Source organism: Paraburkholderia sp. BR13444 (assembly GCF_040948755.1).
Taxonomy (GTDB): Bacteria; Pseudomonadota; Gammaproteobacteria; order Burkholderiales; family Burkholderiaceae; genus Paraburkholderia; species Paraburkholderia youngii.
In genome coordinates, this window is the sequence record NZ_JBFPKM010000005.1 from 349,279 (window position 1) to 362,903 (window position 13,625).

General features: G+C 65.3%; 14 protein-coding genes. 10 read left to right on the plus strand and 4 right to left on the minus strand.

Annotated features, from left to right (window positions below; translation table 11 throughout):
- The first annotated feature begins 21 nt into the window (after positions 1-21).
- The 5 genes from AB3X95_RS17440 to AB3X95_RS17460 all read left to right on the plus strand — a co-directional run bounded on the left by AB3X95_RS17440 (position 22) and on the right by AB3X95_RS17460 (position 4,501).
- The gene (locus AB3X95_RS17440; RefSeq protein WP_368622020.1) at positions 22-891 is read left to right on the plus strand and encodes an NAD-dependent protein deacetylase; all 870 of its coding nucleotides are present in this window, start codon (positions 22-24) and stop codon (positions 889-891) included.
- Positions 892-937: 46 nt separating this feature from the next.
- Positions 938-1,555, plus strand: coding sequence for a pyridoxamine 5'-phosphate oxidase family protein (locus AB3X95_RS17445; RefSeq protein WP_368622021.1), 618 nt, complete (start codon positions 938-940; stop codon positions 1,553-1,555).
- Positions 1,556-1,588: 33 nt separating this feature from the next.
- Entirely contained in the window at positions 1,589-2,197 is a 609-nt protein-coding gene (locus tag AB3X95_RS17450; protein WP_176120742.1) for a DUF938 domain-containing protein, read from the plus strand.
- Positions 2,198-2,482: 285 nt separating this feature from the next.
- Positions 2,483-3,892, plus strand: a complete 1,410-nt coding sequence (gene gndA, locus AB3X95_RS17455; RefSeq protein WP_176368393.1) for an NADP-dependent phosphogluconate dehydrogenase — start codon at positions 2,483-2,485, stop codon at positions 3,890-3,892.
- Positions 3,893-4,165: 273 nt separating this feature from the next.
- Positions 4,166-4,501, plus strand: coding sequence for a DUF4148 domain-containing protein (locus AB3X95_RS17460; protein ID WP_176368394.1), 336 nt, complete (start codon positions 4,166-4,168; stop codon positions 4,499-4,501).
- A 155-nt stretch (positions 4,502-4,656) separates the two neighbouring features.
- Here the strand turns inward: AB3X95_RS17460 and AB3X95_RS17465 are convergent, their stop codons facing one another.
- Entirely contained in the window at positions 4,657-4,977 is a 321-nt protein-coding gene (locus tag AB3X95_RS17465) for a hypothetical protein (RefSeq protein WP_013091261.1), read from the minus strand.
- Between the two features lie 230 nt (positions 4,978-5,207).
- Here AB3X95_RS17465 and AB3X95_RS17470 point away from each other — a divergent pair, with 230 nt between their 5' ends.
- From AB3X95_RS17470 to ltaE, 3 genes are all read left to right on the plus strand, one after another.
- Positions 5,208-5,519 carry a cupin domain-containing protein gene (locus tag AB3X95_RS17470; RefSeq protein ID WP_176368395.1) on the plus strand — a complete coding sequence of 104 codons (312 nt, stop codon included), beginning with the start codon at positions 5,208-5,210 and terminating at the stop codon, positions 5,517-5,519.
- Positions 5,520-5,683: 164 nt separating this feature from the next.
- Complete coding sequence (locus tag AB3X95_RS17475) at positions 5,684-6,505, plus strand: peptidoglycan DD-metalloendopeptidase family protein (protein ID WP_368622022.1); 822 nt, start codon at positions 5,684-5,686, stop codon at positions 6,503-6,505.
- 203 nt (positions 6,506-6,708) lie between these two features.
- Entirely contained in the window at positions 6,709-7,716 is a 1,008-nt protein-coding gene (gene ltaE / locus AB3X95_RS17480) for a low-specificity L-threonine aldolase (protein WP_368622023.1), read from the plus strand.
- A 142-nt stretch (positions 7,717-7,858) separates the two neighbouring features.
- Here ltaE and AB3X95_RS17485 read toward each other — a convergent pair whose 3' ends face one another.
- Positions 7,859-9,229 carry an MFS transporter gene (locus tag AB3X95_RS17485; RefSeq protein ID WP_368622114.1) on the minus strand — a complete coding sequence of 457 codons (1,371 nt, stop codon included), beginning with the start codon at positions 9,227-9,229 and terminating at the stop codon, positions 7,859-7,861.
- A gap of 671 nt (positions 9,230-9,900) precedes the next feature.
- On the opposite strand from AB3X95_RS17485, the gene AB3X95_RS17490 reads away from it, so the two are divergent.
- Positions 9,901-12,354 (plus strand): glycogen/starch/alpha-glucan phosphorylase, encoded by a 2,454-nt coding sequence (locus tag AB3X95_RS17490; RefSeq protein WP_176107703.1) that lies wholly within the window; start codon positions 9,901-9,903, stop codon positions 12,352-12,354.
- 72 nt (positions 12,355-12,426) lie between these two features.
- Here the strand turns inward: AB3X95_RS17490 and AB3X95_RS17495 are convergent, their stop codons facing one another.
- Positions 12,427-12,816, minus strand: a complete 390-nt coding sequence (locus tag AB3X95_RS17495; protein WP_176120750.1) for a DUF6232 family protein — start codon at positions 12,814-12,816, stop codon at positions 12,427-12,429.
- Positions 12,817-13,031: 215 nt separating this feature from the next.
- Here AB3X95_RS17495 and AB3X95_RS17500 point away from each other — a divergent pair, with 215 nt between their 5' ends.
- Positions 13,032-13,253 (plus strand): hypothetical protein, encoded by a 222-nt coding sequence (locus AB3X95_RS17500; RefSeq protein WP_184229006.1) that lies wholly within the window; start codon positions 13,032-13,034, stop codon positions 13,251-13,253.
- Between the two features lie 23 nt (positions 13,254-13,276).
- Here AB3X95_RS17500 and AB3X95_RS17505 read toward each other — a convergent pair whose 3' ends face one another.
- Complete coding sequence (locus AB3X95_RS17505) at positions 13,277-13,498, minus strand: dodecin family protein (RefSeq protein WP_176120751.1); 222 nt, start codon at positions 13,496-13,498, stop codon at positions 13,277-13,279.
- Between the last annotated feature and the right edge of the window lie 127 nt (positions 13,499-13,625).

Here is a 13,625-nt window from a genome sequence, read left to right on the forward strand (position 1 = left end):
AAGCAACTCCACGTCCCCGTCATGACCGACCTTCAGCTCACGCCGACCGAATCCCTCGCCGACCCGCACACGCTCGACGATCTGCATCGCTTCGTGCAGCGTCATCCGCGCCTGTTCGTGCTGACCGGCGCGGGCATCAGCACCGACTCCGGCATTCCCGGCTATCGCGACGACAACGGCGCATGGAAGCGCTCGCCGCCGATCACGCTGCAGGAGTTCCTCGGCACGCTGGCGATGCGTCAGCGCTACTGGGCGCGCAGCATGGTCGGCTGGCCGCTGGTCGCGCGCGCGCAACCGAATGCCGCGCATGTCGCGCTCGCGCGGCTCGAAGCGGCCGGTCACGTGCCGACGCTGGTCACGCAGAACGTCGACGGCTTGCATCAGCGCGCGGGCAGCCGCGACGTGATCGAGCTGCATGGCGGCATCGACGGCGTCAGTTGTCTCGACTGCGGCATGCAGCATTCGCGCGCGGCGATCCAGCAGACGCTCGAAGCCGATAACCCCGCACTGCTCGACGTCACGGCCGAAGCCGCCGCCGATGGCGACGCGCATCTCGAGTGGCACGATCTCGGCGGTTTTCGCGTGCCGGCATGCTCGAACTGCGGCGGGCTGCTGAAGCCGTCGGTGGTGTTCTTCGGCGAGAACGTGCCGAAGGCGCGGGTCGTTGCGGCGTCGCATGCGCTGGATGCGGCCGACGCGGTGCTGGTGGCGGGCTCGTCGCTGATGGTGTATTCCGGCTACCGCTTCTGCGTGTGGGCGCAGCGCCAGGGCAAGCCGATCGCGGCGATCAATCTGGGCCGCACGCGCGCCGATCCGCTGTTGTCGCTGAAGATGGCCGCGCCGTGCGGCGATACCTTGAGCGCGCTCGCCGGGTTGCTGGCGGGCGCTTGAAAACGAGTACCTTCCGCGAATCACAATTAAAACCCGAGGAAACCGCATGCTGACGACGATCGAACAACTCGAAGCCCTCTACGCACAGCCAGCCGAGCGCTCGCTGCGCAAAGAGATCCCCTGTGTCAACGACGACTATCGCGCGTTCATCGGGGCCGCGCCGTTCGCGGTACTCGCGACGAGCGGCCCCGCCGGTCTCGACTGCTCGCCGCGCGGCGATGCGCCGGGCTTCGTGCGCGTCGTCGACGCACGCACGCTCGCGCTGCCGGACCGTCCCGGCAACAACCGGCTCGACAGCTTGCGCAACGTCATCGCCGATCCGCGCGTCGCGCTGCTGTTCGTGATCCCCGGTGTCGGCGAGACCTTGCGCGTGAACGGCCGCGGCCGAATCTCGAACGACGCGGCGCTGCTGGACAGTTTCGCCGTCGACGGTAAACTGCCGCGCACCGTGTTGCTGATCGACGTCGAGGCCGTGTACTTTCATTGCTCGAAGGCGATCGTGCGCTCGCGGCTGTGGGACCCGGCGCGGCATATCGAGCGCTCGCAACTGCCGAGCACGGGCGAGATCCTGCAACACATCTTCGCCGCGAACGATGGCGAAAAATTCGACGCGGCCGCCTACGATCGCGAGCTTCCCGAACGCGTGCGCGCCACGCTGTACTAACGCAAATCGCAAAACCGAAACGCAAGGCCGACCATGACCGATGCCCGGCAACATTCGCCATCCGCCGAACGCAATCGCGAACCGATCCTCGCCGTGCTGCGCGATGCGCTGCCGGCGCGCGGCCGCGTGCTAGAAATCGCGAGCGGCACCGGTGAGCACGCGATCTGGTTCGCCGGCGCGCTGCCCGGTCTCGACTGGCAGCCGAGCGACGCAGACGAAGAAGCACGCGAGTCGATTGCCGCGTGGACCGCGCACGCGGGGCTCGCGAACGTGCGCGCGCCGCTCGCGCTCGACGTGCATCAGCCGGACTGGGGCGTCGATGCGCTCGACGCGGTGGTCTGCATCAACATGATCCACATCTCGCCGTGGAGCGCGGCGCAGGCACTCATCGACGGCGCGGGGCGGCGGCTCGTCGACGGCGGCGTGCTCTATCTATATGGTCCTTACCGGCGCGGCGGCGCGCATACGGCACCGAGCAACGAAGCGTTCGAGCAGTGGCTGAAGAGTCGCAATCCCGATTGGGGCGTGCGCGATATGGAAGCGGTCGTTGCGCTCGGCGACGCGGCGGGGCTCACGTGCGAACGGGTGGTCGCGATGCCCGCGAACAACTTCAGTCTGGTGTTCAGGAAGCGGGCAGGGTAGCGGGAAGATCGACCGGTCGTGCATTCGTTCGTGTCGTCCGCCAATCCTCAGTCCGATCCCAAGCCGAACCCTCCGCGCAAGCGCCGACGCGCGCACAATACCTGTCTACCCGGCGTTACGCGCAAGTTGGAGCACGGCAGGAGCACCGCAGCAGCACGAGCAACCGGCGTGCTTGCCCGCCATCAAGCGGCAGGCGCGCATTTCTTTTATCCTTTCACCCTCGACGCCGCGCCGGTGTTTTTGCAGCGCGGCGCCACGACATTTATTGGACTCTGGAGAATTCAAATGAGCAAACAGGCAATCGGCGTGGTGGGGCTGGCGGTGATGGGCCGCAATCTGGCGCTCAACATCGAGAGCCGCGGCCACGCGGTGTCGGTCTACAACCGTAGCCGCGCGAAAACCGACGAACTCATCGCCGAATTTCCGGACCGCAAACTGGTGCCGGCTTTCACGCTGGAAGAGTTCGTCGACTCGCTCGAAAAGCCGCGCCGCATTCTGATGATGGTCAAGGCCGGCGAGCCGACCGACGCAACCATTGCCTCGCTCAAGCCGCTGCTCGAAAAAGGCGACATCCTGATCGATGGCGGCAACACGCCTTTCACCGACACGATCCGCCGCAACCAGGAACTCGCGAAGGCCGGTCTGCATTTCATCGGCACCGGCGTGTCGGGCGGCGAGGAAGGCGCGCTGAAAGGCCCATCGATCATGCCGGGCGGCCAGCGCGACGCGTACGACCTCGTCGCGCCGATCCTCACCGAGATCGCCGCGAAGGCGCCGGACGGCGAGCCCTGCGTCGCGTACATGGGACCGGACGGCGCGGGCCACTTCGTGAAGATGGTGCACAACGGCATCGAGTACGGCGACATGCAGCTGATCGCCGAGAGTTATGCGGTGTTGAAGCAGGTCGTCGGCTTGTCGAACGAGGAACTCGGCAAGGTCTATACCGAGTGGAACCAGGGCGAGCTCGACAGCTATCTGATCGAAATCACCTCGAAGATCTTCAGCAAGAAGGACGACGAAACCGGCAAGGACCTCGTCGACGTGATCCTCGACCGTGCCGCGCAGAAGGGTACTGGCAAGTGGACCAGCCAGAACGCGCTCGACCTCGGCGCACCGCTGCCGCTGATCACCGAGGCGGTGTTCGCGCGCGTGCTGTCGTCGCTGAAGACGCAGCGCGTGGCCGCGAGCAAGGTGCTCGAAGGGCCGCGGGCCAAGCCGCTCGAAGGCGCGAAAGAGGCGTTCATCGAATCGGTGCGCCGCGCGCTGTACTTCAGCAAGGTGATCTCGTACGCGCAGGGCTTCGCGCAGTTGCGCGCAGCGTCGGAAGAGTACAAGTGGGATCTCGACTACGGCACGATCGCGAAGATCTTTCGCGCGGGCTGCATCATCCGCGCGCGCTTCCTGCAGAAAATCACCGACGCCTACACGAAGGACAAGGCGCTCGCGAACCTGCTGCTCGATCCGTACTTCCGCGACATCGCGAAGAACTACCAGGCGGCGCTGCGCGAAGTCGTGGTGGCCGCGGTCAATGCGGGCGTGCCGGTACCGGCGTTCGCGTCGGCGATCGCGTATTTCGACGCTTACCGCTCGGAGCGTCTGCCCGCGAACCTCGTGCAGGCGCAGCGCGACTTCTTCGGCGCGCATACGTTCGAACGCATCGATAAGCCAGGCAGCTTCCACGCACAGTGGAGCTAAGCGGTTGAAAAAACGGCCCGGCGCGCGATGGTGACAGCGCGCCGGGCCATTGTTCCGTTTGGATCGGCAAGCAGGCGCCGCATTATTGCCAAATATATCGAGGGTTAGCTGTAAGCCTAGGCAAATGCGAAATGATTATTGCGCTGGTAGGAATAGAGTTTCGCCGATTTAAGGGTTTACCCTAGATCGTGACGCCTCTAAACTTGTTTTCAATCGCTGAGGGAAAAGCAGAAACCCCGAAGCGCACCACAACAAGTCCTTTGGAGGTTAATCATGAAGACCCTGATTTCCGCAGTTGCAATCGCCGCCGCCCTCGTTGTTCCGGTCGCTTCGTTCGCTCAAGCCAGCCAGCCGGTGACGCGCGCTCAGGTTCGCGCTCAACTGATCCAACTCGAACAGGCCGGCTACAACCCGTCCGCCAACGACGTCAACTACCCGGCCGACATCCAGGCAGCGCAAGCACGCGTCGATGCGCAGCGCGGCACGGCCGTCGCAGCCAACCGCGCGGACACCAGCGGCTACGGCGCTCCGGCTGCCGGCACGTCGCAAGCAGGCCACGCCGTCGTTCCGGCGAAGGCCAACCGTAACTCGGTGTACTTCGGCAGCTGATCGCAGTAGAAGTGTGCAGGTGTAGTGGGTAGTCGTAGTCCGTTGTAGACGCCGCTTCGTGGAATAGCGCGAGCGCGGCGGGCAAGAAAAAACGCCATCCAGTTCGATCGGATGGCGTTTTGTCGTTTACGGCGCCGTGCTGCGGCGGTTTCGCGTCAATGCAGGGTTCGCTGCCGCCGGCCGATGTCATCGAACAGCGCGCGGCTCGGCTCCAGCGCGAGAAGCCACGATTCGTCGTAGCCGCTCAAATTGTCGAGCGCCTCGCGCAGACGCTCGATCGCCACCGCGGGCAGCTCGACGCTCGCCTCGACCCCGCTCGACAGCCTCGCGACGCTCGCCAGTTGCACGAGCGCATCGGCGGCCTCGGCGACGTCGGCGGCGAAAATCAGGTGGGTGTTCAGCAGCTCGACGAGGCCGGCAGACGCCGCCACATCGTCGACGTTGAGTTGCACGGCCAGAAAGGTGGCTTTGTTCATCCTCGATTCCTCCCAGAATCCCAACGTTGTCGTGAACTGCTCCGCGCGGCTTGACTGAGTATAGGCGATGACCGATCGCCCGCAACAGTCGGACGAATCGGCCGTCGCGGTTTGCTCGCCGAGACGCGCGGGCCATGCGACCTATAATAGGGCCAGCCGCGCAAGCGCCGTCGCCGTGGGCGGACGGCGCCGCCCGCGGGGTTTGCGCGCTTGCCAATTGCTCATCGACCATGAAGATCATCCGCAGCAAAAGCTTTACCGCGCCGCGTGCCTGGGGTGCGCTCGACATCGCGAACATGAACGGCATCACCACGCGTCTGCTTTGGACCGACCAGCCGTACAAGTGGCACGTGAACGACGGCGAGGAAGTGTTCGCCGTGCTCGACGGGCGCGTCGAGATGCGCTATCGCGAAGACGGCGTCGAACGTTCGACGGTGCTCGAAACCGGCGACGTGTTCTACGCGACGGTCGGCACCGAGCATGTTGCGCATCCGCTCGGCGCGGCACGGGTGCTGGTCGTCGAAACGCAAGGAAGCGTCTGAAGAACACGGCAGTTTGACGGCGCGCGCCAGCGCGGCGCGCGTGTGGGGCTCGCGCATAATATCCAGGCGGCAACAGACAGCCGCGACCTTACGCAAGCGTGGCGGCACGGCAATTGCAGCGGCGTCGATTGAATCGGAACGAGACACACGTCGAGGAAAATCAGATGACACAACAATGGCAACCGACGGCCATCCGCCTGCTGATCGTGGCGGCGCTCGGCGTGGCGATCGCCGGCTGCACGACGATGCCGTGGGAAAGCACGCCGTTCTACAACAACGCGCCGTCGAGCGCGACCAGTCTCGCGACCGTCCCGGTGCCCGCCGGCTTCTACCGCGTCAATCCGGGCGACACGCTGGCCGGCATCGCCTCGGCATATGGACGCAAGCCGCAGGAAATCGCGGCCTGGAACGGCTTGCCGGTCAACGCGGCGGTCGCGCCCGGTCAGGTGCTGCGCGTTTCTCCGCCGATGGCCTCGGGCAGCGTGGTCACGCCGCCCGTTGCAGTGACGCCGGGTGCGCCGGCCGCGCCGGCCGCGCCGGCTGCGCCGGGCGCGACGGCGAACGTGCCGCCGGGCGCCGTCCCCGGTACGGCGGCCCCCGCGGCCGGGCCCCAGCAGGGCGTGCTGCAATGGCCGTTGCGCGGGCCGATCCTGCGCGCGTTCGCGCCGGGCAAATACAACGGCATCGTGATCGGCGGGCAACCCGGCGATCCGGTCAAGGCCGCGGCGACCGGCCGCGTGGTCTATGCGGGCACCGGCATCGAAGCCTACGGCCCGCTCATCATCATCAAGCACAACGACTCGCTGATCACCGCGTACGGCCAGAACAGCCAATTGCTCGTCAAGGAAGGCGACGCGGTCGCGCAAGGGCAGACGATCGGCGAGGTCGGGGTCGATAGCCGCGGTGCCGCGTCGATCCAGTTCGAAGTGCGCCAGAACGGCCAGCCGGTCGATCCGCTGCAGTGGCTGCCCAAGCCAGGCGGCTGAGCGGCCGCGTCGCGTCTTTTGAATCAGTGTCTATCGACTCCTCGCAGTCGGATCGGCGCGCGTTGCGGGGACGCGCCGATTTTCAGCGTCGCCTGAATTGAATACACTGTATGGCTCGTTTGCCGGCGCGTACGCGTTCCTCCCGGAGTGCACGCGCGGCCGGCTGCCGTAGGTTGTCATCCATGGACGCACAGGGACACACAATGATCGATTTGCGCAGCGATACCGTTACCCGCCCGACTCCGCCGATGCTCGCGGCGATGTCGGCGGCCGAAGTCGGCGACGACGTCTGGGGCGACGACCCCACCGTACTGCGTCTGCAGGCCACGCTGGCCGAGCGCACCGGCAAGGAAGCGGGGCTGTTCTTCCCGAGCGGCACGCAAAGCAACCTCGCCGCGTTGATGGCGCACTGCGCGCGCGGTGACGAATACATCGTCGGCCAGCTTGCGCACACCTACAAATACGAGGGCGGTGGCGCGGCCGTGCTCGGCAGCATCCAGCCCCAGCCGCTCGAAAACGCCGCCGACGGCTCGATCCCGCTCGACAAGATCGCCGCCGCGATCAAGCCGATCGACGATCACTTCGCGCGCACGCGGCTCGTCGCGCTGGAAAACACGATCGGCGGCAAGGTGCTGCCGGCTCAGTACGTCGCCGACGCGACGCAGCTCGCGCGCGAGCGCGGCCTCGCGACCCACCTCGACGGCGCGCGCGTGTTCAACGCGGCGGTCGCGTCGGGCAAGCCGGTCGCGGCGCTCGCCGAGCCGTTCGATTCGGTGTCGATCTGCTTTTCGAAGGGACTGGGCGCGCCGGTCGGCTCGGTGCTGGTCGGCAGCCGCGCGCTGATCGACGTCGCGCATCGCTGGCGCAAGGTGCTCGGCGGCGGCATGCGCCAGGTTGGGGTGCTCGCGGCCGCCTGCCTGTATGCGCTCGATCACAACGTCGAGCGTCTTGCCGACGATCACGCGAACGCCGCGCATCTGGCGGCGGGGCTTGAGACCATCGAGCAGGTGAAGGTGCAGTCGGTCGCAACGAACATGGTGTTCGCGCAGTTTCCGCAGCAGCATTGCGCGCCGCTCGAGGCATGGCTCAAGGAGCGCGGCATCCTCACGCAGATGCTGTATGCATCGCGCTTCGTCACGCACATGGATGTGTCGCGCGACGATATCGACACGTTCATTGACGCGGTGAAGGGGTATTTCGCGGCACGTTGATCGCGCTGCATTGGTCGGAAGCGAGGCGGCTCGCGTGGTTGCCGCCTCGTCATCCCGCACCGGCTTCAACTCATGCGCGGTTCGTTCGAGCCGCGCTTGATGCAAGCTTTATCCTCGTCTCACGCGCAGTCCGGCGCACATCTCACTTGGCCGCCGCCTTAGCCTGCACGCCCGCGCGATGCGATGGCGCGAAGAGCCGCAAGCCGCTCGCGAGGCTCGCCGCGCCGGCAAAGAATGCGCCGAGGCCGAGCGCGAGCGTCGGCCCATGCTGGCGTCCGGCGATGCCGAAGCACAGCGCGACCAGCGCGGCACCGGTCGCCTGGCCGATTAGCCGCGCGGTCGCGACGATGCCGCTGGCGCCGCCGCTGCGCTCCGGCGGCGCGCTCGCCATCAGCGCCTTCAGGTTCGGCGACTGGAAAAAGCCGAAGCCCGCGCCGCAGATCGCCATGCGGATGCCGATGTCGAGCACGTGCGGATGGGCGGGCAGCATCGCCAGCGAGGCCATCCCCGCCGACAGCACCGCGAGCCCGACCGCGCCGAGCAGCCCCGGCGGATAGCGGTCCGACAGGCCGCCCGCGAGCGGCGCGGCAAGCGCGACCACGACGGGCCACGGCGTCATCAGGAAGCCGGTTTCGACCTGGCTGCGCAGCAGCACGTCCTCGAAATAGAACGGCAGCGACACGAATGCGAGGCTCTGCGCGGCGAACGAGCAGACGGCCGTCACCGCCGACAGCGCGAACACCGGCCGCTTGAACAGATCGACGGGCAGCATCGGCGCGGAGTGACCCGCCTCGCGGCGAATCAGCAGCAGCCCGAACACGACGGCGACCGCCGCGGCGCTGAGCACGATCTGCATCGACGCGCGTTGCGCCGCCTCGCCGAGCGCGAAGATCAGCGCGGCGAACGTGACCACGTTGAGCAGCGCCGCCAGCGGATCGAACTGATGCCGGCCCTGCGCGGTATGCGGCAGCGCCGGCATCGCAAAGCTCAGCGCGAGGACGCCGAGCGGCACGTTGACCGCGAATAGCCACGGCCACGTTGCGACCGACAGAATCAGCGACGCCACCGTCGGCCCGACCGCGAACGACACGCCGACGATCAGCGCATTGGTGCCGAGCCCGCGACCGAGCCGATGCGGCGGGTACAGATAACGGATCAGCGCGGTGTTGACGCTCATGATCGCGCTGGCGCCCAGGCCCTGCACGATGCGCGCGGCGGCGAGCAGCGGCAGCGTCGGCGCCAGAGCGCAGCCGAGCGAACTCAGCGTGAAAAGCGCAATGCCGCCGATATAGATACGCCGATGCCCGACGATATCGCCGAGCGCGGCGAGCGGCAGCAGCGTCGCGACCATCGCGAGCTGATACGCGTTGATGATCCAGACCGACGCGGCCGGCGCCGCGTGCAGGTCGCCGGCGATCGCGGGCAGCGCGGTGTTGGCGATCGCGGTATCGAGCGTGGCGAGCGCGACGGCGAGCATGATCGCGGCCATCGCGCGGCGATTGGCGGCCGACATCGGGCCGTCGGCGGGGAGAGCCGGCGTGGAGACGCCGACGGTAGGGCTGAGCTTATCGGACAAGGCGTGGCTCGTCGGGTTGGGCATGCCGCTGTCGGCCGCTTCCGGAGAGGCGACGCGCGCACGGCGGTTTTGTTGTGGGCGAGGTGGCGCGCTGTCCGGACCACGGCGGATGAGCGTGGCGGCTGGGGCGGCGCAACGTCGCGATTGTTGCAGAGACGGCACGATCGTGCAGGGAGGCGGGCAGGCGGGCGAAGAAGAGGCGCTTGGATCTGACGGCAACGCAACTAACCGTCAACCCCGCCCGACATCTCCAAATCGGCCAAGGCCCCACATCGAATCCCCCACGCGTACGCTCGAACCGTCTGGCAGAACGGGGGGCCCGATGCGATCACACAGTTAGGGAATTCGCGGCTTCATTCGCCCGTCATGCATCGAAAAAATAATCGATGTGCGGTTTTGCACTGCATCCGTGCATCGGCCGCGTGCGATTGCGCGACAACTGGCGGGTTCAGCGGGCACGGCATATGCGTCATCGTCCGCTCGCGCAGCGATGTGCGAGATCCCCAAAATGTCCTACTCTGTTTTTTTAACCGTTCCGACAGGCACGCGCTTCCCGTCCGTCTTCCGTGCGGTTCGCGTCTGCCGTGTCGAACTTCCCGGAGGCTTCGATGACGACCGTCGATCTGGAATTCGACCAGCTCCACAGTACCGTCGACGCGCTACGGCGCTCAATTTCGAATCGCATGATGTATGGCGTCGGCAAGGACGCCATCACCGCTCACCCGCACGATTGGCTGCATGCGGCCGCGCTGGCCGTGCGCGACCGGCTCGTCGCGCGCTGGATGAAGACCACGCGCCTGCAATACGAGCAGGACGTGAAGCGGGTCTACTACCTGTCGATGGAGTTTCTGATCGGCAGGACCTTTACCAACGCGCTGCTCGCGCTCGGCATTCACGATCAGATGAAGGAGGCGCTCGCGAGCCTCGGCGTCGACATGGACGCGCTGATCGATATCGAACCCGACGCCGCGCTCGGCAACGGCGGCCTCGGCCGGCTCGCCGCGTGCTTTCTCGACTCGATGGCGACGCTCGGCATTCCGGGCTTCGGCTACGGCATCCGTTACCAGTACGGCATGTTCCGTCAGGAAATCGTCAACGGCGAGCAGGTCGAGGCGCCCGACTACTGGCTGCGCGCCGGTAACCCCTGGGAATTTCCGCGGCCCGAAATCAAGTACATGGTGCACTTCGGCGGCCGTACCGTGCAGCGCGGCGAGAAGACCGAATGGATCGACACCGAGCACGTGAACGCGACCGCGTACGACACCGTGATCCCCGGCTACGCGACCGACGCGACCAACACGCTGCGCCTGTGGTCCGCGCGCGCGACCGAGGAGCTCGACCTCGGCGCATTCAATCGCGGCGACTACCGCAACGCGGTCGACACCAAGAACATGTCGGAGAACGTCTCGCGGCTGCTCTATCCGGACGACTCGACGCCTGCCGGCCGCGAGTTGCGGCTGCGCCAGGAGTACTTCTTCGTCTCGGCGACGATGCAGGATCTGATCCGCCGCTATCAGCGCACGCACAGCACGTTCGGACGCTTCTCGGAGAAGGTCGCGGTGCATCTGAACGACACGCACCCGGTGCTCGCGATTCCCGAGCTGATGCGCCTGCTCGTCGACGTGCATAACCTGCCGTGGGACAAGGCGTGGAAACACGTGACGCAGATCTTCTCGTACACGAATCACACGCTGATGCCCGAGGCGCTCGAAACATGGGATGTCGAAATGCTGTCGCGCCTGCTGCCGCGCCATCTCGAGATCATCTTCGAAATCAATGCGCAGTTTCTGAAGCATGTCAGCGAACAGTCGGGTCACGACGTCGATATGATCCGCCGCATTTCGCTCGTCGACGAATACGGGCAGCGGCGCGTGCGCATGGCGTATCTGGCGATCGTCGCGAGCCACAAGGTCAACGGCGTGTCGAAGCTGCATTCGCAGCTGATGACGCGCGACATCTTCTCCGACTTCGCGCGCCTCTATCCCGACCGCTTCACCAATGTGACCAACGGCATCACGCCGCGCCGCTGGCTCGCGCAGGCGAGTCCGTCGCTGTCGTCGCTGATCGACGCGCGCATCGGTACGCATTGGCGCAGCAATCTGTTCGAGCTCGAGCAGCTGCGCAATCTGCGCAAGGACGACGAGTTCGTCGACGCGTTCCGTGAGGCCAAACGACAGGCCAAGCTGCGGCTCGTGCACCGGCTCGCGCAGCACACCAAGCTGCACTTCGATCCGAACGCGCTGTTCGATCTGCAGGTCAAGCGCATTCACGAATACAAGCGCCAGTTGCTCAACGTGCTGCACGTGATCGTGCGCTACAACGAGATTCGCGCGAATCCGGAGCGCGACTGGGTGCCGCGCGTCGTGCTCTTCGCGGGCAAGGCCGCGTCCGCGTACCGGATGGCCAAGACGATCATCAAGCTGATCGGCGACGTCAGCGAGAAGGTCAATCACGATCCGCTGATCGGCAACAGGCTGAAGGTCGTGTTCGTGCCGAACTACGGCGTGAGCGTGGCCGAGCTGATCATTCCGGCGGCCGATCTGTCGGAGCAGATTTCGATGGCCGGCACCGAGGCGTCGGGCACCGGCAATATGAAGCTGGCGCTCAATGGCGCATTGACGATCGGCACGATGGACGGCGCGAACATCGAAATCTGCGACGCGGTGGGGCGCGAGAACATCTTCATCTTTGGCCACAGCGCCGACGAGGTGGACGATCTGCGCGCAAGCGGCTATCGGCCGCGGCGGATTTACGAGGAAAACGAAGCATTACGCACCGCGCTCGATCAGATTCGCACGGGCTTCTTCTCGCCGGACGATCCGCTGCGCTTCTCGGATATCTTTCACACGCTGGTCGATTGGGGCGATCACTATATGGTGCTCGCCGATTTCGATGCGTTCGCGAAGGCGCAGAACGCAGTGGATGCGCGTTTCGTCAACAAGCACGCGTGGGCCGAAAGCGCGATCGAGAACGTCGCGGGGATGGGGCTGTTCTCGTCGGATCGCACGATCGGCGAGTATGCGCGCAATATCTGGCGCGTGAATCCGCTCAGTCTGGACTGAGCCGGAGAAGTCGTGCGGGGCTGGCGTCGATCAGTCGCGCACGGCTCTCTCATGTTCGATCGACGCGCCGCGTCATGTCTTCGGCGCGGCGGCCGCGGCCTTCGCCCGATGCACGGCCTCGCCGACGCGTTCGACGAACTCGCGATCCGTGCTCATCAGCGCCTCGCGCTCACCGTCGGCCGTCTTGACCATCAACCGATGCGTGACGTCCTGAGTCACCCAGGTCAGCCAGCCGACCACGACCAGCATCGCCCCGGATACGAGTCCCGAAGCCGAATGCAGCACACCGCCGACGATCGCGCCGATCAGCCCCGCCGCCGAGATCACGAGCGGCACGACCTTGTTCTTCTGCACGGTCACGACCCGCACGTCGACGATATCGCGCAGCGGGAAGACCTGACCCGCGGCCGAGAGGGCGTTGCGCGTGACCGACACGCCGCGATCGTTGAATGGGATTTCCATCGTTTCAATGCAAGGGTGGTGAAGCGCGCAGCGTAACAGACTTCGTTCAAATTCCTAAAGTTAGGGAGTTTTTCGTTCTCTCTCAGAATTCCATCTGAGCGTCTTGATTTGAGGGGCTCCGGCCTGAAGGCGTTAGTCGGGAATCGCGAGCGGGAATGCTCCACGCTAGCGATTAGCAATCCGGAGTCGCGAGTACTGCAGGAGAGGAAGGTCAAATGATTGCGGTCATGTCGTTCATCGCTGGGTTGCTCGCCGTCTTTATTGTCTGCTATGTGCATTATGAGAACCCCCCGGATTTACAAAGGCGCGTCAACCGTGTCCTAGCCAATCTTGCGGTGTTTGGCGTGGGCTGCAGTTTCGGCTTCATTTGCGCGCGGTTTTTTAGCAGCCCGGCGCGCCACGTTCGAGTTCGTCACGTCTTGCGATCATTTCGTTGAGCAACAGGATCTTTGCCGAGCTCTCAAGTCTCGTACTTGAACGACACGGATACCCGGGTCCGATATTCAACCACCTTGCCGTTGTCGATCTTCATGTCGAGCTTACAGACTTCGGCGATTCGCAAATCACGAAGCGAGTTAGCAGCAGTTTCTACAGCATTTTTCGCAGCCTCCTCCCAGGAAGTCGGACTCGTGCCGACAATCTCTGTAACCTTGTAGACGCTGGACTGTGTGCTTGCGGCCATGATCTCTCTCCAGGATGGAATGGGCGATTTTTACGTGGCGCATCCCGCGTGCCTGTCTCGCTAATCAGCGCTAGCTGCTTCGCAGCATGTAAGCTAAACGACGCGTACAAACCTGCTGCGGCCCGCG

Excerpts from the sequence above, each read along its gene's own strand:
- AB3X95_RS17440 (WP_368622020.1), top strand. The coding sequence starts at position 22 with ATGACCGACCTTCAGCTCACGCCGACCGAATCCCTCGCCGACCCGCAC.
- AB3X95_RS17445 (WP_368622021.1), top strand. The coding sequence starts at position 938 with ATGCTGACGACGATCGAACAACTCGAAGCCCTCTACGCACAGCCAGCC.
- AB3X95_RS17450 (WP_176120742.1), top strand. The coding sequence starts at position 1,589 with ATGACCGATGCCCGGCAACATTCGCCATCCGCCGAACGCAATCGCGAA.
- gndA (WP_176368393.1), top strand. The coding sequence starts at position 2,483 with ATGAGCAAACAGGCAATCGGCGTGGTGGGGCTGGCGGTGATGGGCCGC.
- AB3X95_RS17460 (WP_176368394.1), top strand. The coding sequence starts at position 4,166 with ATGAAGACCCTGATTTCCGCAGTTGCAATCGCCGCCGCCCTCGTTGTT.
- AB3X95_RS17465 (WP_013091261.1), bottom strand. The coding sequence starts at position 4,977 with ATGAACAAAGCCACCTTTCTGGCCGTGCAACTCAACGTCGACGATGTG.
- AB3X95_RS17470 (WP_176368395.1), top strand. The coding sequence starts at position 5,208 with ATGAAGATCATCCGCAGCAAAAGCTTTACCGCGCCGCGTGCCTGGGGT.
- AB3X95_RS17475 (WP_368622022.1), top strand. The coding sequence starts at position 5,684 with ATGACACAACAATGGCAACCGACGGCCATCCGCCTGCTGATCGTGGCG.
- ltaE (WP_368622023.1), top strand. The coding sequence starts at position 6,709 with ATGATCGATTTGCGCAGCGATACCGTTACCCGCCCGACTCCGCCGATG.
- AB3X95_RS17485 (WP_368622114.1), bottom strand. The coding sequence starts at position 9,229 with ATGTCGGCCGCCAATCGCCGCGCGATGGCCGCGATCATGCTCGCCGTC.
- AB3X95_RS17490 (WP_176107703.1), top strand. The coding sequence starts at position 9,901 with ATGACGACCGTCGATCTGGAATTCGACCAGCTCCACAGTACCGTCGAC.
- AB3X95_RS17495 (WP_176120750.1), bottom strand. The coding sequence starts at position 12,816 with ATGGAAATCCCATTCAACGATCGCGGCGTGTCGGTCACGCGCAACGCC.
- AB3X95_RS17500 (WP_184229006.1), top strand. The coding sequence starts at position 13,032 with ATGATTGCGGTCATGTCGTTCATCGCTGGGTTGCTCGCCGTCTTTATT.
- AB3X95_RS17505 (WP_176120751.1), bottom strand. The coding sequence starts at position 13,498 with ATGGCCGCAAGCACACAGTCCAGCGTCTACAAGGTTACAGAGATTGTC.